Origin of the sequence: Desulfuromonas sp. TF, from assembly GCF_000472285.1 — a bacterium.
GTDB lineage: Bacteria > Desulfobacterota > Desulfuromonadia > Desulfuromonadales > ATBO01 > ATBO01.
This window is the reverse complement of record NZ_KI421428.1, coordinates 218,224-235,854: the sequence shown is the minus strand read 5'-3', so window position 1 is coordinate 235,854 and position 17,631 is coordinate 218,224. Positions and strand designations below refer to the sequence as shown.

13 protein-coding genes and 1 pseudogene are annotated in these 17,631 nt (G+C 60.2%); 10 read left to right on the top strand and 4 right to left on the bottom strand.

Features of this window, described 5'->3' with window-relative positions; translation table 11 throughout:
- The 3 genes and pseudogenes from DTF_RS27495 to DTF_RS0120615 form a co-directional block, all read left to right on the top strand.
- Positions 1 to 505: pseudogene (locus tag DTF_RS27495) on the top strand (2-iminoacetate synthase ThiH); the annotation flags it as partial.
- Between the two features lie 107 nt (positions 506 to 612).
- Entirely contained in the window at positions 613 to 1,251 is a 639-nt protein-coding gene (thiE, locus tag DTF_RS0120620; RefSeq protein WP_027716858.1) for a thiamine phosphate synthase, read from the top strand.
- 98 nt (positions 1,252 to 1,349) lie between these two features.
- Positions 1,350 to 3,125 carry an SLC13 family permease gene (locus DTF_RS0120615; protein ID WP_027716857.1) on the top strand — a complete coding sequence of 592 codons (1,776 nt, stop codon included), beginning with the start codon at positions 1,350 to 1,352 and terminating at the stop codon, positions 3,123 to 3,125.
- Positions 3,126 to 3,199: 74 nt separating this feature from the next.
- Here the strand turns inward: DTF_RS0120615 and DTF_RS0120610 are convergent, their stop codons facing one another.
- From DTF_RS0120610 to DTF_RS25875, 4 genes are all read right to left on the bottom strand, one after another.
- On the bottom strand, positions 3,200 to 4,975 hold the full coding sequence (locus DTF_RS0120610; protein WP_027716856.1) for an SLC13 family permease: 1,776 nt from the start codon (positions 4,973 to 4,975) through the stop codon (positions 3,200 to 3,202).
- Positions 4,976 to 5,040: 65 nt separating this feature from the next.
- Positions 5,041 to 5,502, bottom strand: coding sequence for an Rrf2 family transcriptional regulator (locus DTF_RS0120605; protein WP_027716855.1), 462 nt, complete (start codon positions 5,500 to 5,502; stop codon positions 5,041 to 5,043).
- Between the two features lie 106 nt (positions 5,503 to 5,608).
- Positions 5,609 to 5,953, bottom strand: a complete 345-nt coding sequence (locus DTF_RS0120600) for a 4a-hydroxytetrahydrobiopterin dehydratase (protein ID WP_027716854.1) — start codon at positions 5,951 to 5,953, stop codon at positions 5,609 to 5,611.
- A gap of 32 nt (positions 5,954 to 5,985) precedes the next feature.
- Positions 5,986 to 8,379, bottom strand: coding sequence for a PAS domain-containing hybrid sensor histidine kinase/response regulator (locus DTF_RS25875; protein ID WP_027716853.1), 2,394 nt, complete (start codon positions 8,377 to 8,379; stop codon positions 5,986 to 5,988).
- A gap of 181 nt (positions 8,380 to 8,560) precedes the next feature.
- Here DTF_RS25875 and DTF_RS0120590 point away from each other — a divergent pair, with 181 nt between their 5' ends.
- The 7 genes from DTF_RS0120590 to DTF_RS0120555 all read left to right on the top strand — a co-directional run bounded on the left by DTF_RS0120590 (position 8,561) and on the right by DTF_RS0120555 (position 17,598).
- Complete coding sequence (locus DTF_RS0120590) at positions 8,561 to 9,643, top strand: MBL fold metallo-hydrolase (RefSeq protein ID WP_027716852.1); 1,083 nt, start codon at positions 8,561 to 8,563, stop codon at positions 9,641 to 9,643.
- 241 nt (positions 9,644 to 9,884) lie between these two features.
- On the top strand, positions 9,885 to 10,799 hold the full coding sequence (locus DTF_RS0120580) for an alpha/beta fold hydrolase (RefSeq protein WP_051361536.1): 915 nt from the start codon (positions 9,885 to 9,887) through the stop codon (positions 10,797 to 10,799).
- Between the two features lie 99 nt (positions 10,800 to 10,898).
- Complete coding sequence (gene larB, locus DTF_RS0120575; RefSeq protein WP_027716850.1) at positions 10,899 to 11,663, top strand: nickel pincer cofactor biosynthesis protein LarB; 765 nt, start codon at positions 10,899 to 10,901, stop codon at positions 11,661 to 11,663.
- Positions 11,660 to 12,844, top strand: a complete 1,185-nt coding sequence (gene larC, locus DTF_RS0120570) for a nickel pincer cofactor biosynthesis protein LarC (protein ID WP_027716849.1) — start codon at positions 11,660 to 11,662, stop codon at positions 12,842 to 12,844. Before larB ends, larC begins: the two co-directional genes overlap by 4 nt.
- A 34-nt stretch (positions 12,845 to 12,878) precedes the next feature.
- Positions 12,879 to 13,331, top strand: a complete 453-nt coding sequence (locus DTF_RS0120565) for a phosphatidylglycerophosphatase A (protein WP_027716848.1) — start codon at positions 12,879 to 12,881, stop codon at positions 13,329 to 13,331.
- Between the two features lie 63 nt (positions 13,332 to 13,394).
- Entirely contained in the window at positions 13,395 to 14,657 is a 1,263-nt protein-coding gene (locus DTF_RS0120560; RefSeq protein ID WP_027716847.1) for a CinA family nicotinamide mononucleotide deamidase-related protein, read from the top strand.
- Between the two features lie 88 nt (positions 14,658 to 14,745).
- Positions 14,746 to 17,598 carry an ATP-binding protein gene (locus DTF_RS0120555; RefSeq protein WP_027716846.1) on the top strand — a complete coding sequence of 951 codons (2,853 nt, stop codon included), beginning with the start codon at positions 14,746 to 14,748 and terminating at the stop codon, positions 17,596 to 17,598.
- Positions 17,599 to 17,631: the final 33 nt, after the last annotated feature.

Here is a 17,631-nt window from a genome sequence, read left to right as displayed (position 1 = left end):
CGAGCGCGGCGGCGCCGCCGGCCTGCGCCGGATCGGCATCGGCTTTCTGCAGGGCCTCGGCAACTTTCGCAGCGAGGCCTTCTTCACCGGACTGCACGCGCTCTATCTTTCCAAACATTTCTGGCGCAGCCTGCTCTCCATCTCCTTTCCACGCATGCGGCCGGCCGAAGGCGCTTTTTCGCCTCCCAACCCCGTGTCGGACACAAGTCTGGTGCAGCTGATCTGCGCCATGCGCCTGCTCCTCCCCGATGCCGGGCTGGTCCTCTCCACCCGCGAAAGTGCCCAGCTGCGCGACAACCTCCTTCCTCTGGGCATCACCCAGATGAGCGCCGGCTCCTGCACCTCTCCCGGCGGCTATACGCAAAAAGACCGCAGCACCGAACAGTTCGCCATCGACGACGACCGCTCGCCGGCGCAGATCTGCAACCTGCTGCGTCAGAGCGGCTACGATCCGGTATGGAAAGACTGGGATCGGGCGTTTCTGGACAAGGCGGTGGAAAGATAATCGGTAGATCGGGGAAAGTCGGTTCGGTAAACAGTGATCCGTGATCAGTAATCCGGAAACGCCCCCCCCCGATCACGGATCACTGATCACGGATCACAAGAATTCTCATGCCCACTGTCGATTTCACCCTCTATCTCATTACCGATCGTCGTCAGGTTCCGCCGGGGCGCACCCTGATTGATGTCGTGCGCGCCGCGTGCGAAGGTGGCGTGCGGGCGGTGCAGTTGCGGGAGAAGGACCTCACCGCCGACGAACTTTTTCCCCTGGCTCTCGAACTGCGCGCCCTGACCCGGCAGTACGGCGCGCGGCTGCTGATCAATGACCGGATCGATCTGGCCCTTGCCGTCGAGGCCGACGGCGTCCACCTCGGCGGACACTCCCTGCCGACTACGGCCGCCCGCAGCATCCTCGGTCCGGAACGTCTCATCGGCGTTTCCGCCCACAGCCTGGAGGAGATCGCGGAAGCATCCCGGAACGGAGCCGACTTCGTCACCTTCGGCCCGGTTTACTCCACCCCCTCGAAAACAGCTTACGGCAAACCGGCCGGTCTGGACCTCCTGGGTGCGGCCTGCGGCGGCTCACACCTCCCGGTCTTTGCCCTTGGCGGCATAACACCGGAACGCGTGGGAGGGGTCGTGGCTGCCGGTGCGGGCGGAGTCGCTCTGATCTCCGCCATCGTGGCCGAGGCGGAACCGTCCGAGGCTGCCCGCACCTTCATTTCGCTGCTGGAAAAGGCGGGACATTAAAACCGCCTCTCTTGTAAGCTCTCTCCGATCGATTAGACTTATTAGGAAAGGGAAACAGCCGCCGAGGCGCCGATCTCCCCCCTCCTCCGCAGGGAAACATGGATATCCTCCTGGTTCTTACAATCTTGGTGGCGGCCCTCATCCTTTTTGCCACGGACTGGATCCGTATGGATATGGTCAGCCTCATGGTCCTTCTGACTTTGGGTCTGACCGGACTGGTTTCGGTGGAAGAGGCCTTCTCTGGTTTCAGCAATCCGGCCGTCATTACCGTCGCCGCCATGTTCATCCTCAGTTCAGGGCTGGCCAATACAGGGGCTCTCGGTCCGGTGGGCGAAAGGCTCATCCGTCTGGCGGGTAACAGCGAGGGACGGATGATCGCCGCCGTGATGGGGGTGACCGCTCTTTTTTCCGCCTTCATCAACAACATCGGGGCCACGGCCATGCTCATGCCCCTGGTGATTACGATGGCCCGCAAGGCCAATACCAGCCCCTCCAAGCTCCTCATCCCCCTGGCCTTCGCCTCCCTCATGGGCGGGGTCTGCACCCTGATCGGCACCCCTCCCAACATCCTCATGAACACCCTTCTGCAGCAATATTCCGGCCAGAGTTTTTCCATGTTCGACTTCACCCCCGTAGGACTGCCCATTCTGGTCTTCGGCATCGCCTACATGGCGCTGCTCGGACGCCATCTGCTCCCCAAGCGTAAGGCGGGCACCCTGACCGAAGTCTATCAGGTCAAGGAATACATCACCGAGGTCGAAGTCCGGGAGGATTCGCCTCTTGCCGGCAGCACCATCGCCAAGAGCGGCCTCGAACAGGAAGTCGGGCTGAAAGTACGGGCTCTGCTGCGCGGCAACCAGAAGTTCCCCCGGCCGCATCGCAACCGGAAAATCCAGGCCGGGGACGTGCTCTTTCTCGAGGGGGACCCGGAATCGATTCTCAATCTGCGCAAGAAAAAAGGGCTGGATGTGGTTCCCGAACGGGACAATCCCCTCTCCGTGGAACCGGAGCGGATCGATGAGATGGTGGTGGTCGAGGCCAGCCTGACGCCGACCAGCGAGTTGGTGGGAAAAACCCTCCGCGAGGTCCGCTTCGGCGACACCCACGGATTGACCGTGCTGGCCATCTGGCGTCACGGAGGGCCGGTGGTGAAAAAAGTCGATCACGTGGAACTGCGGTTCGGCGATGTGCTGCTCATCCAGGGGCCGGAGGAAAAAATCATCCATCTCGGCAAGGAGCACGAATTTCTGCTCCTCGGGGGCGTTTCTCCGGCGCCGTACCGCCCCCAGAAGGCCCCCGCTGCCGTCCTCATCCTGGCGATGGTCGTCCTGCTCGCCGCCACCGGAATCCTCCCCATCATGCTCGCAGCCACACTGGGAGCCCTGGTCATGGTCCTCTCCCGCTGCCTGACCGCCAAGGAAGCCTACGAAAGCGTGGACTGGTCGATCATCCTCCTCATAGCCGGCACCCTCCCCCTGGGCTTGGCCATGGAAAAGAGCGGCGCCGCCCGCCTCCTGGCCGACCTGATCATCGGCGCCGTCGGCCCTTTCGGCCCCTGGATGGTTTTGGGGGCGGTCTTCCTCATCACCTTCGCCCTGACCGAAGTCATGAGCCACGCCGCTGCCGCCGTCCTGATCGCTCCGATCGCCTTCAATACGGCCCTGGATATGGGGGTCAGTCCCAAGCCCTTCTTCATGGCGGTAGCCATTGCCGCATCCTCCTGCTTCATGACCCCCATCAGTCATCAGTCCAATGCGCTGGTCATGGGACCGGGCGGTTACCGATTCTTTGACTACACCAAGGTCGGCACACCACTCAATCTCGGCATCTGGCTGATCGCGACCCTGCTCATCCCCATCGTCTTTCCGTTCTGAGCCTGTCCGTAAGCAGCGACTCCCGCTTCCCCCTCCTCATCCTCGTCCGAAAGGAGATCGCATTTTTTCTGGGGTTAAAACTTCCATACCATGGGGACGACGAATACCGTCACGACCATAAAAAGCAGGTTGAGCGGTATCCCAATCTTGAGGAAGTCCCGGAACCGGTACCCGCCGGGACCATAGACCATCAGATTGGTCTGGTAGCCGATGGGAGTGGCGAAGCTCGCAGAGGCTGCGATGGCGATGGCGATGGCGAACGGCTTCGGATCGAGACCTGCCTGGGTGGCGGTCGCTACAGCGATGGGGAAGATCAGCGCCGCCGCGGCATTGTTCGTAATCACTTCCGTGGCGATCGAGGTGATCAGATAGATCGCCGCAAGCAGCACGATCGGGCCCATCCCTTCGGCCGCGCCGATCAAGTATTGCGCCAGAAAGCCCGCTGCTCCGGTCGCCTCCAGCGCTTTGCTGATCCCAAGCGCCGATGCGATCACGATCAGCACATTGAGCTCGATCGAGCGGCGCGCTTCCACGACCGTCACGCATCGCGTGACGAGCAAAACAATCGCCGTCAGAATCGCCGCCTTCAGGATGCTGAGGACCCCGAAGGCCGACAGCGCCACCATGCCGCCCAGAGCCGCCAGCGAAATAATGGTTTTCCTGCGGTTTACCGTCGGCATGTCGGTGATCTTCGAGATCATGTAAAAATCGCGGGCATTATTCCATCTCTTGAAAAAGTCGTCGCCTGCCAGCAACAGCAGCGTGTCCCCCGGCTTCAGCACAAGTTGCCCGAGCGGTACGGCCAGCCTCTCGCCGTGCCGGTGAACAGCCAGAACAACAGCGTCGTAGCGCGCCCGAAAATTTCCCTCCTTGATGGTCTTGCCGAGCATCGGCGAGGAGCGCGAGACCACCGCCTCGATGACTCTGCCAGTGCCGGTCTTCTGCAGGTCCCGGCAGAAATCGCGCCCATGCGAGGGTGCAAGGCCCTGCATGGTCTGTACCCGCATGACCCCCTCGGCCACGCCGATGAAGTGGAGATGGTCGCCGGGTTCCAGGACGTCGCTCGATTTGACCGGCGCAATCATGCTGCCTTGCCTTTCAATCTCGGTCAGAAACAGTTGTTCGAGATTACGCAACCCCGCCTCCGCAACGGTTTTCCCGATCAGGGGACTTTTTTTTGGCACCCTCATTTCCAGCAGGTATTCACGAGCACTGCCGGCGAAATCTTCCGTAAGGGCGGGGTGTTTCGGCAGTAGATGACGGCCGAAAACGGTCACATACACTATTCCGGCCACGGCACAGGGGATCCCCACCCAGGCCAGTTCGAACATGCTGAGCGACTGCTGAAAGGACTGCTGCATCAAGCCGTTGACCACCAGGTTGGTCGACGTGCCGATCAGGGTGCAGATACCGCCGAAGATGGAGGCGTAGGAGAGGGGGATCAGGAACCTGGAAGGCGACAACTTGTGCTTGCGGGCCCAATCCCGGATAGTCGGCGTGAACATGGCGACAATCGGTGTATTGTTGAGAAAGGCCGACATGGCTGCAACCGGGACCATCATCTTCACCATCGTTCTGCGGCCATCTCCGGAGCGCCCCATGATCTTGCCTGCAAAAAATCCCAGCAGCCCCGAGGACTGCGCCGCATAAGCGACGATGAACAGTATGGCAACCGTCAGCATGCCGCTGTTTGAAAACCCGGCCAGCGCATCCTTAACCGAAATCACATCGGTGAGCAACAGCACGCCGAGAGCGGAAAAAACGATGACGTCCGGCGCGTGCAGCTCAAGCACGAGCGCAACAAGCATCAGGACAACGACAATCAAGGTGAAGACGGCCGCAAAACTCATAATGCATCTCTCCAGAATATATCCCTATAATCTATCTTCTTGATAGACTAACCAACACAAAAAAATTATATCTGATAATCTATGACCTGCCTGAAAATTCGTGTTGCCGCCGAGGAACGCGCGACGACCTCCTGCAAGGTCGTGTGGTCAAGAATATCGGCGATGGCATCGCGCACATCTTTCATCACCAGCCGAATTCCGCAACTCGCCTCGTCATCGCATTCCTGGCACTTCTGATAAGCTGTCTCGCTGACGCAGGGAACGGGCGCCAGCGGTCCTTCCAGAACCCGAACAGCCCTGCCCATGGTAATCTGCGAAGGGTCGCGGGCGAGGAAATAACCGCCCCCTTTGCCCTTGCGGCTCCCCAGAATTCCTGCATTTTTCAACTGCAGGAGAATCGATTCCAGGAATTTTTTGGGAATTCTGTCCCGTTCCGCCAGCTCGGCGATCAGTATCGGCCCCCGGCCATGTTCCCGGGCCAGGATCAAAAGGGCTTGCAGGCCATATTTCGTTTTTTTAGAAATCATTCTACTAAATCGATAGGGTTCAGGTAAAAGTAGACAACCACTTACCTGATGTCAACAGATAATTTCCCTATCGCACCGGGACCTGCGAGCCTGTTTTTGTTTCCCGTCAGTCCGAGAGCAACGCCTCCACCTTCGCCGCACAGATGAAATCATTCTCCGACAACCCGCCGATGGCATGGGTGGTGTAGCTGACCCGACAGATGTTGTAACCCACCTGCATAGCCGGATGGTGGTTCTCCCGATTGGCGATCCAGGCGACGGCGTTGACGAAGGCCATGGTCTGATAGTAATTCTTGAACCTGAATTCCCGTTCGATCCTCCCGTCAAAGGATTCCCATCCCTCCAACTGCCCCATCATCCTGCCCACCTCCTCCCGTGACAGAGGCGGCGTCCCCCCCTCGCAGGGGGTGCAATGTCGGGAGGCAAGGTCAATTGATCCGCTCTCATTCATGAAATTGCTCCTGTTCCATCCAATCTTCGGATTCAAATGTTGAGGCAATCTTCAATGGCCGAATACAGCTCGTTCATCCGGACCGGCTTGGTCAGGACCATGTCCATCCCCGCTTCCAGGCACCGTTCCCTGACCTCGGGCCGGGCATGAGCGGTCAGACCGACGATGCAGGTTTTCCTGCCGGTCCGGTTCTCCATTTCCCGTATTCTCCGGGTGGCCTCGAGGCCATCCATCTCCGGCATCTGCAGGTCCATGAAAACCACGTCGAAATTCCCTTCTTCCCACTTCCGCACGGCCTCACGCCCGGTCACGGCAATTTCCGCCTGCCAGCCGCGCTGCGCCAGCGTCCTCAGGACCATCTCCCGAATCATCGGCTCGTCATCGGCGATCAGGATATGTGCCTCCGAAAACGATGCTTCCGCGGCTTCAACCCGTTCCGCCGAAGGTATCGGACCCTCGACAGGTTTCATCGGCAGGTCGAAGAAGAATACGCTTCCTCCCCCCGGACGGCTTCTGACTCCGATCCGCCCCCCCATCAGTTCAACCAGCCCCTTGGATATGGCCAATCCCAGGCCGGTACCGCCGAACCTGCGGGTGAAGGAACTATCCGCCTGACTGAAACTCTGAAAAAGCTCCTCCTTTTTTTCTGCCGGTATGCCGATACCTGTGTCGCTGATGGCGAACTCGACGTCCTTGCCGCGAAGCCGGACGGAGATTTTCACTTCCCCCTCTGAGGTGAATTTTACAGCATTTCCCATCAGGTTGATGAGAACCTGCCCCAGTCGGTCCGGGTCGCCGCTCACCAGGCGTGGAATTTCCGGTGAGACGTCCATTTCCAGACCCAGGTTCTTCTCCCGGGCCTTCAGTTCCATCATTGCCACGGAATTCCGGATGCAGGCCCGCAGATCGAAGGGTTCATCCTGAAGATCCAGCCGCCGCGCCTCAATTCGGGAAAAATCGAGAATGTCGTCGATGAGGGCACGCAGGCGCTGGGCCGCCTGATCGGCCATTTCCAGAAAGGGGCGCCGTTCGGGACTTCGGTCGATCTGAAGCAGATGTTCGAGAGCGGCCATGAAAACCGTCATGGGGGTGCGGATTTCGTGGCTCATGTTGGCCAGGAATTCGCTTTTCGCGCGGCTGCCTTCCTCCGCCGCCTGCTGGGCCTTCTGCAAATTTTCTTCCAGGGTTTTGCGCTCCGTGACATCGGCAACCAGACCGTACATGCAACTGGGTTTCCCCTTGTCTCGGCGAGTCCGTCCCTGAGCCCATATCCAGCGAACGGCCCCGTCCGCCCGCCGGATGCGGCATTCGAAATTCCAGGTGTCTCCGCCCATCAGGGCTTCCTGGAATTTGCGATCGACCTCCTCCCTGTCCTCGGCAACCACGTGCTTCAGGAAGAGGCCGTAACTCCATTCCGGCAGCAAAGAGCCGTATCCGAATATCTGGTCGTGGCGCAGGGTTCGCCAGACCGTGTTTTTGACCAGATCCAGTTCCCAGCTTCCGATTCCGGAGGCATCCAAGGCAAGCTTCAGGCGGCTCTCCGCCTCCTGAAGGGCGGCTTCGGCCTCTTTCTGAAGCGTGATGTCGCGCACCACCGCGGCAGTGCGCTGCAGATGGCCCCCGTCTCCGATTATCATTCCTGCCGACACTTGTATCCAGGCAACCTGACCATCCTTGCGCAGATAGCGTTTCTCCGTTTCATAGGTTGGAGTTATTCCTCTCTTGAAATCATTGAATTTCCGCAGATCTTCCTCCCGGTCATCCGGATGGGTGAGTTCCGCCATGGTCATCTGCATAAGCTCTTCCCATGTATAGCCGCTGATGCGGCAGAATTTTTCGTTGGCGCGCAGAAAGCGGCCATCCCGATCCATCTCCACCATACCTGCGGCCACATTCTCGAAGAATGCTCCCAGCGCCCGTTCGGCTCTTTTAAGGGCGTCGATATCCGTGGCCGTGCCATACCATCTGGAGATCCGGCCCTGGCTGTCGCGAACCGGCACCGCACGGCTCAAGTACCATCCGAAGGAGCCGTCGGCGCGTCGGAGACGATGCTCGATCTCATAGATCGTTCCGGATTGCAGGGCGGACTCCCAGGCAGCGACCGTACCCTCCAGGTCATCGGGATGGACAGCCGTTTTCCAGTCCCAGTTTCCATCCGGATTCTTTGCCAGACCCTCGAATTCTTCATGCTGCCGGTTGCAGAAATCGACATTTCCCTCGGGCCCGGCAGCCCAGGCCAGCTGGGGCATCGAATCGATGAACCGCAAAATTTCCCACGCGCTTTGTTGGGCGTCACCCACGCCCAACTCCCCTTCCAGGGCGCAGACCCGCTTGAGAGCGGCGTCCCTCTCAGCTTCCAACTGCAGGATTCTCTCTTTGAGATCCTTCTGCGCTTTCTCCCGGCTCTGTCGATCGTTCTTTTGCATTGAGCCCCCCTCATTTTTGCGAAATTATACAGCGTTCATGGGAACTGGCCATGGGACAGGACGGACTTCTTTGAAAAAGGCTGAAAAAACCTGCGCCGAGGATGGCTGTGACGGAGATCCTGATCCTAATGTTCCTATCCGATCCGGTATAATGAAAGAAACTCTCCTTCGAGCAGGAACGATGAACCTTCGCCGTCTTCGTCTCCCTTTTCGCTGCATCGAGCCGACCTTTTTTTCAGGTCTTCTCGACGATCCCGTCCTTCTGCTCAACATCCGTCCCCTGGGGCGCAGCGTCCTTGTCGATTGCGGCCAGATTCATCACCTGGCCAAGCGGGTTCTGAAATCGGTGGACGTGCTCTTCATAACCCATGCGCACATGGACCATTTCATGGGGATGGACACATTCGTCCGCAATGTCCATGTCTCTCCCCGTACGATTGAACTGGTCGGACCGCCGGGGATCGCCGGCAGTCTGGCGCACAAGCTCGCCGGTTATGTCTGGAACCTGACGGAAGACTATTGGTGCAGCTTCCGGGTCCGGGAAATCTCCGACAGCGCCGTCAGCACCTTCTTCCTCCCCGGACCGGAGGGGTTCCCCTGTCGCAAGGAGGGGGAATGCCCTCGGACGGGACGCATGATTTACAGGAACGATTTCATGACGGCGGAGGCCGAGCTTGGCGATCACAAGACCCCCGTGCTCATCTTCCGTTTCACCGAAAACCCCTCCTTTCAGGTGGACGAAAGTAAAATAGAAGAGGCGGGTCTCGCCAGGGGCCCCTGGCTCAAGGAGCTGAAAAAGCTCTTTTTCCGCGGACGGCTTGAAGAAGAGAAGTTAAGAGTGTTGCGCCGAAGGGGAGACAGCGGGGAGGAAAGCCTGGAGGATGCCGGGACGGTGTATCGGCTCATCCGGAAAGATCGGAAGCCTGCCAGCATCGGTTATGTCACCGATATCGGATTCACGGAGGAGAACCTGGCAAAGGTCCTCGATCTGCTGCGGGGCGTCACCCTGCTGATCTGCGAATGTTCCTACCTGAAAGAGGAACGGGAGAAGGCCCGCCTTTCTTATCATCTATGCACCAGCGATGTCAATTTTCTCCTCCGGGAATTGCGTCCCTCCTGCTTTCTTCCGATGCACCTTTCCAAGACCTACATCCATCGCTGCCATGAGCTCTATGAACAGCTGGAAATCCCGCCGGAAGTCACCCTGGTGCACCTTCCGGAACACGTCACCCCGCGCCCCCTCCTGCCGCAAGAAGTACCGTGACTCGCGCCTTGCGCAGGATTCCGGACGGGGTTGTTCAGAAGACGGCGTCGCGTTAAAATGAATTCAAAAGAAGTCACGAAAACCGGACCGGATGAAAGGAAGGTGTCTATGTTCGTCATGAGTGTATACGCCATACTGTTTTTTGCCCTCGTCATGGGCGCCGGCTGGGCGTGGGATTCAATGAGGCACTCCCATTGATCTTTCGGTGTCCGTTGTCGGGACCTCCTTCCGGGGGCTGACCATGCATTTTTCACAAGACCTGTCCCGCCTCGCGGACAGGTCTTTCCTTGATGACGTCGCAAAAAAGATCATCCTCGGCGACGGCCGCGCCCTGGGGTACGCGGAGTACGGCGATCCGGGGAGCAAACCGCTCTTCTACTTCCATGGATTTCCCGCCTCCCGCTTCGAAGCCGAACTGACCGCGTCAGCCGCGAAGAAGGCGGGGCTGAGGATCATCGCCGCGGACCGGCCCGGCTTCGGGATATCCGACGGCAAACCCGGCCGTACCATCCCCGGCTGGGCCGACGACGTAACTGAGCTGGCGGACGCCCTGGGAATCGGACGTTTCGCCATTCTGGGTGTTTCGGGGGGAGGGCCCTACGCCCTCGCCTGCGCCCGCATGATCCCTCAGAGACTCACCGCAGCCGGGATCGTCTGCTCCCTGGGGCCGCTGGCCGGCACGGGCCTGCTGACGGGGATGCGTTGGCCGGCCCGCCTGTTTTTCGGCCTCTCCCTGAGATCGCCGAGCCTGCTGCGGCTTGTCCTGGACCTTCTCGGGCCTTTCCTGCGCCGGCAGCCGTCCGCCACACTGAACCTGCTGACGACCGCCGCCCCCGCAGCCGACCGGACGGTGCTGGCCCGCCCCGAAGTGCAAAGAATTCTGGCCGCTTCAATGAAGGAAGCGTTTCGGGACGGAGTTCAGGGGGCGATCGCTGAACTGGACCTTTACAGCCGTCCCTGGGGTTTCGCCCCGGCTGAGATCTCCGAAACGGTTCACCTCTGGCACGGCACCGCCGATGCAACGGTCCCACCCTCCCATGGTCGATACCTTGCCGCCGCCCTGCCGCACTGCCGGGCCGCTTTCGTCGCCGGAGAAGGACATTTTTCCCTGCCGCTGGGTCACATGGAGGAGATTCTGCACACCTTGAGCAGATAATTGACAAAATTCCCCAGACCCCTTGGGGAAATTCTTCCTTTGACAAACCGGAATTTGTTGTTATCCTTTGATTCTTTTCACTTTTCTATTACGAGTGTCATGAATCCGACCGAACTGAAAAATCTCCTCACCTCTCTGAGCGAGGGGAAGCTTTCCGTCGACGAAGGGATGGAGCGTCTGCGCCTGCTCCCCTTCGAGGATGTGGGAGTCGCCCTGATCGACCATCACCGGGAGCTTCGACAGGGAATTCCCGAAATCATTCTCGGCGAGGGGAAGAGCCTTGAGCAACTTCTCACCATTGTCGAGAGGATGGCCGAGCGGGGAAACAACGTCCTGGTTACACGGCTCGCCCGGGAGAAAGCGTATCCGCTGCTGGAGGTCTTTCCGAAGGGAGACTATGATCCCGACGGCCGCACATTCGCACTGGTCCAGAAGCCGATCGAGATGACCGGTCGGGGGAAGGTTCTGGTGGTCTGCGCCGGCACTTCGGACATTCCCGTCCTCCGCGAGGCGTCGGTCACCGCCCGGATGCTGGGCAACGAGGTGGAGGAGATCATCGATGTCGGCGTGGCGGGCATCCACCGTCTGCTGGCCCGGACCGAGTCCCTGCGTGAAGCGGCGGTCATCATTGTCGTGGCCGGCATGGAAGGCGCCCTTCCCTCGGTGGTCGGCGGCCTTGTGCCGATGCCGGTGATCGCCGTTCCCACCGCCATCGGCTATGGGGCGGCTTTCGGCGGAGTGGCCGCTCTTCTGGGAATGCTCAATTCCTGCGCCAGCGGGGTGACGGTGGTCAACATCGACAACGGCTTCGGCGCCGCCTTTGCCGCAACCCGCATCAACCGCCTTGGGGCAGGCAAAGCATGAGAACCCTGTTCCTGGATACCTTCTCCGGCATTTCCGGCGACATGTTTCTCGGCCTGATGGTCGACCTTGGAGTCGAGCTGCCGGAAATCGAATCAGAAATCAGAAAGCTGCCGGTTTCCGGCTGGCAACTCGCCTGTCGACGGGAAAAGCGCACCGGCATCGAGGGGACACGGGTGCAGGTGATCTGCGATGAGCAGCATCATCACCGCACCTGGGCGGATATCGACCGGCTGCTGGCAGAATCCGATCTCGTCCCCCCGGTCAGGGAACTTTCCCGGCGCATTTTCCGCCGCATCGGCGTGGCGGAAGCCGCAGTGCACGGAGTCCCCCTGGAGACGGTTCATTTCCACGAAGTGGGGGCGCTCGACTCCATCGTCGACGTGGTCGGAGCCGCCGCCGGTCTGCACCTGCTGGGCGCATCGGAGGTCGTCTGTTCGCCTCTCCCACTCTCCCGGGGCATGATTGAAACCGCTCACGGCATCTTTCCCCTCCCCGCTCCGGCCACGGTGGAAATCCTCAAGGGATGCCCGGTGTCCGACGGCGGTTCGGACAAGGAGCTGGTCACCCCCACCGGAGCGGCTATCGCCGCCGAGATCGCCTCCTTCGGCCTTCTTCCGGGCATGACCGTGGCGGAAGTCGGCTACGGGGTCGGCGGACGCCACCTTCCGGACCGCCCCAACCTGCTGCGCGGCATCCTGGGCGAGACTTCTGTCGAAGGTGAAATAGATCGGGTTGCCGTTCTCGAAACCCATCTCGACGATGCCAACCCCGAATGGCTGGGAGCGCTGATGGACCGCCTGCTGGAAGAGGGAGCTCTCGATGCGGGGTATGCCCCCCTACAGATGAAAAAGAACCGACCCGGTCTCCGGGTCACTGTGGTAGCCCCCACGGACCGGGCCGACCTGCTCTGCCGCCTCCTGTTGAGGGAGAGCAGCGCCATCGGGGTACGCACCTATGAAACCCGCCGCATTAAACTGCGCCGCGAAGAGAAAGAGATCGCCACCCCCCTGGGCCCGGCAAGGGTCAAACTCCTTTACGACGGCAACCAACTAGTGCGGGTCACCCCGGAATACGACAGCTGCCGCCATCTATCCGAGACCGGCGGCCGCCCACTTCCCGAGGTCTATCGGATTGTGGAACGGGCCTCGGATGGTTTTTTTGAGAGACAGGAGAAAGGTTAAAAAAACACCTTTATCCTTTAACCTTTGATTTTTTATGCGCCGTTTCATTCTTCTTTTATCCAGCAATGCCGGACTTGGATATTTTCCCATCGCACCGGGGACAGTCGGCACCCTGGCGGGCATTCCCGCCTTTTTTCTCCTGGCGGCTCTACCCGCTCCCCTTTATGCCGTGACCTGGACCGCCCTGCTGTTCCTTTCCTTCTGGACAGCGGGCGAGGCGGGAAAGATCTACGGAATCGTCGACGACGGCCGAATCGTCATCGACGAGCTCGTGGGCTATCTGGTCACCGTGGCTTTTCTCCCTTTCTCCTGGTCCGCGGCACTGCTCGGCTTCATTTTCTTCCGCATCTTCGACATCGCCAAGCCGCCGCCGGCCTCCTGGTTCGACAGGAAGATGAAGAACGGCTATGGAGTCGTTCTAGACGATGTCATGGCCGGGCTGTACGGGGCGGCAGCTCTGCGGCTGACGTTGTGGATTATCGGGTAATTGAGATATTTCGGGACTGACCCGCCGTCGCCTGTCGGCTATGGCGGGGCAAGCAAATGACAAATGACAAATGACATAACAACAATCGCAGTCCTGACCATCGGCGACGAACTGATCAACGGCGAGATGGCGGACACCAACACCGCCGTCATAGCCGGGGCCTTGGGAGCGCGGGGATACCTTCTGCGAGAGTCCCTGACGGTGGGTGATGAGGAAACGGATATCGCGGAGGCTCTTCGGAATCTCTCCGGAAGACGGGATGTGGTTATCGTCACCGGCGGTCTCGGCCCCACCGCGGACGACCTGACGGCCCGCGCCGCGGCCCGTGCCTTCGGCCGGCCGCTGGTGCTGAACGAAGAAGCCCTGACCATGATCCGGGATCACTTCCGCAACCGGGGGCGGAAGATGACTGTAGGAGACGAAAAACAGGCTCTGCTTCCACAGGAGGCGACCATCCTTTCCAATCCCGAGGGGACGGCGCCGGGCTTTTTACTGCGCCATCAGCGAGGGTGCCTTTTTTTTCTCCCCGGAGTTCCCCGGGAGATGACCGCCATGCTGGAGGCCTCGGTTCTCCCTCGGCTCCTTTCCCACAGCAGAGGCACTCCCGGACAGGAACGGGTGCTCAAGATTTTTGGAATCTCCGAACCGAAGATCGAGGAAATCCTTACGGCGGCCTCTCTTCCTGATGGAGTCCGGTTGGCTTTCGGTGTCGACTTTCCCCTCGTTCATGCTAAATTCAGGGCATCCGGGGAAACAGCCGGCGCCCTCCTCGATCGGGCGGAGCTGGAAGCGCGGAAGGTCCTGGGCGATGCCGTAGTCGCCTGCGGCAGGGAAACCCTCGCGGAGAATGTGGTCCGCCTGTTCGTCGCCGCCGGCCGTACTCTCTCCCTGGCCGAGTCGTGCACCGGAGGGCTGATCGCCAAGCTGCTGACCGATGTGCCCGGGGCGTCCGCCTTCTTCGAACGAGGCGCGGTGACCTACGCCAACAGCGCCAAACAGGAGTGGCTGGGCGTTTCCGACAGCATTCTGAGGGAGCTGGGAGCGGTCAGCGAGGATTGCGCGCTGGCCATGGCCCGAGGCATGCGCGATGCCGCAGGCACCGATCTGGCCCTTGCCGTCACCGGCATCGCCGGCCCTGGAGGAGGAACGGAGGAGAAACCGGTGGGCACGGTTTATCTCGCCTTGGCAACGCCGGGAGGGGTCACCGCCAGAAGATTCCGTTTTTCAGGCACGAGGGAAAGTGTGCGCCTGATGGCCGCCCATGCCGGATTGGACTGGCTGCGCCGTCATCTCTCCGCTTTGCAGGAGGGGATCGCGCAAGTGTAGATAATCGAAAGACAAACCGGCTGGGCATGAAACGCCTTAGCTTCAGATTTAGAACTCATCAACTGAATCAGTTTTCGGAGATGCTGTCGTGGATCCGAGCAGGTTCGCAAATCGATACCGCCTTGCCCTGGCGCTGACCGGAATGATCCTGGTCCTGCTCATCCTGGGGGTGTTCCGCCTCAGGCAACAGGAGCAGACCGGGGCGCTGGATCACCTGGCAGAGCGGCAGGCACGGCTGACGGTTCAGAGCGCCGCTCATATCGCCGGCTACCTGTACCGTCTGCAGCAGGGGCTAAGCCATCTGGCCGAAGATGGCGGTCTCCTGCAGGATCCTCGGGCAACCGGAACAAAACTGGACTTCCTGGCTGACAACTTTCCTAAACAATTGCTGACCGCTCTCTATGTCAAGGACCGTGAAGGCAATATCCCTGCGGAATTCCCCCCTGGAAAACTCGCCTCCTTCCGCATTCCCGTTCATCTCCTGCCGAACAACCCGGCTCTTTTCACGGCGCCCCTTCTGCTCACCGTCGCTGGAGAACCCTTTCTGTTCCTGGGACAGCCGATCATGGAGGGGAGGCTCCGGATAGGTGAACTGGTGGCCGTCGTTTCCCTGGAGGAGCTCAGAGCCTACTGTCTGGGTTCCGAGCAGGAACGGGTCAGCACCTGCCTGCTCCTCGATCAGAACGGCGTCTTCATTCTCCATCCCGATCCGGCCATGATCGGCCGCTCCTTCGCAGACGTAACCGACGCCTACCGGCAGCCCGAGCTCTTCCGCATCCTCTCCGCCATGCACAAGGGGGAGACAGGAACCGGACGCTATCGGGACCTCTTCCTTATCGCGGACCCCTCGGCCCCCGAGATGTCCCGGGAGAGCCTTCTGACCTATACCTCCATGCAAGTTCCCGGCGCCCGCTGGTCCCTCGCCACCGCGCTCCCCTCCAGCATCCTGACGGCGAGAAATCGCAGCGATGCCGATATGCGGTTCATTTTTTCTCTCGTTCTCATCCTTATTTCCATTCTCATTTTCTCGGCCGGACGCACTGTCCTGAGACTGCGTACGCTGGCTGCCGAGAGGGATCGCCATCAGGAGGAGATCGGCCGAATGGGGCAGGAATTGGACCTTGCCGAGTGCCGCTACCAGCACCTGCTGAACAACGCGGGCGACGCCATTTTCTTCATCGAACCACACACCGGAGCCCTGCGGGAGTGCAGCCGGCAGATGGAGGAGTTGCTCGGCTACTCGGCGGAGGAAATCCATACCCTGTCGCTGGCGGTCCTCTTACCCGGCTGGCAGCGGCGCCGATATCTGCGTCTGGTGAAGAGAGTGCTCAAGGAAGGCTATGGCGAGGAGGACAACCTGCTGTTTCGCCGCAAAGACGGGCAGCTCTTTGCCGGCGCGGTTCATGCGCGGCTGGGTGATCTGGGGGCCGTCCAGGTGGTTCACGGCACCCTTCGGGACGTCACGGAACGCAAACGCATCGAAGGGGAGTTGCGCCAGAAAAACCGGGACCTCACCCTGATCAATGAAATTGCCCACCGGGCGGCCGGCAGCCGAAACCTCAAAGACATGCTGCAGGCCATTCTCGCGCAGGTCGTTCAGGCCTTCAGCGTCGACGGCGGGGGAATCTATCTGGTCGAAAAAGAAGAGAAGGAGAGCCTGAAACTCGCAGCCCACCAGGAGATCGACGGCGAACTCCTGAGTGATCTTTATCGAATCCCTTTCGGCATCGGCATGGTCGGGCGTGCGGCGGCCAGCGGTCAGCCGAGAACCACCGCGGACCTGCAGAAAGACCGCCGGGTTCGATCCGGGAAAGTCGTTGAAGCCGGATGGCGGGGCTTTCAGGCCATTCCCATGACGACCAACGACAAAACCGTGGGGGTTCTTTTCCTGTTCTGCCATGACAAACGCACCTTTGCCCGAGAAGAAATAAAGCTCCTGCTGGCCATCGGCAAGCAGGTCGGAACCTCGGTGGAAGGGGCCCGGCTCTTCGATGCCCTTCAGTGGCAGCACCGGCTCACCGAAGCCAGCAATCGTGAGCTGGAATTCTCTCGCCAGCAGTTGAAGGAGAATCTGGCCCGAGTGGAAGAATCGAACCGGCTGCTGGAGCAGCTGGAGCGGATGAAAAGCAATTTTCTCGCCCTGGCTTCCCACGAACTGCGTACGCCCCTCACCTACATTCTTCCCAGCACCGAATTTCTCTCTCAGAGGCTGAAGGATCGCCTGGAACCGGAGGAAAAGCGTTTTCTGGAAGCCATCGAACTGGGGGGAAACCGCCTGAAGGAGGTCGTCAACGATCTGCTTGAGGTGGCCCGCCTGGAATCCAAGAATCTCTACCTGGGACGGGAACGGATCGATCTTCCCCTCCTGGTCCGGGAAATCAGCGGCGACTTTCTCCCGATCCTCACGGAGCGTGAACTCACCTTCACCATCGGTGAATTCCCTGATCCTCTCCTCTTCTTCGGCGATCCGGACCATTTAAGGAAAGCCGTCTGCCGCCTGGTGGAAAATGCCGTAAAATTCACCCCCCAGGGAGGTGGCATCGAGATCAGGGCGGCGCGAAGGACGGCGGAGGAAGTCCTGGCCATGGAACCGGCACTGAGTCCTTTCTCCCCCTCTTTTTTCCGCAAGAAGATTTCCGAGCCTTTTTTGCAGCTGACGGTGCACGACACGGGCATCGGCATCAATCCCGAAGAGCAGATCCGGATCTTCGACAAGTTTTACGAAGTGGGCAACTTCGAATCCCACTTCACCTCCCAGAGCAGCTTTGGAGGCAAGGGAGTCGGCCTGGGGCTGACTTTGGTGAGAGGAATGGTGGAAGCCCATGGAGGCATGGTATGGGTGGAAAGCCAGGGCACCGCAGCAAACGTGGGAGGCAGCTCCTTTCATGTGCTGCTGCCCCTTGCGCCGGGAGCCGGGGAGGAATCGCATGAGACGGATTAGGGCCTTTGTGGCCATCCCCCTTTCCGCCGAAGT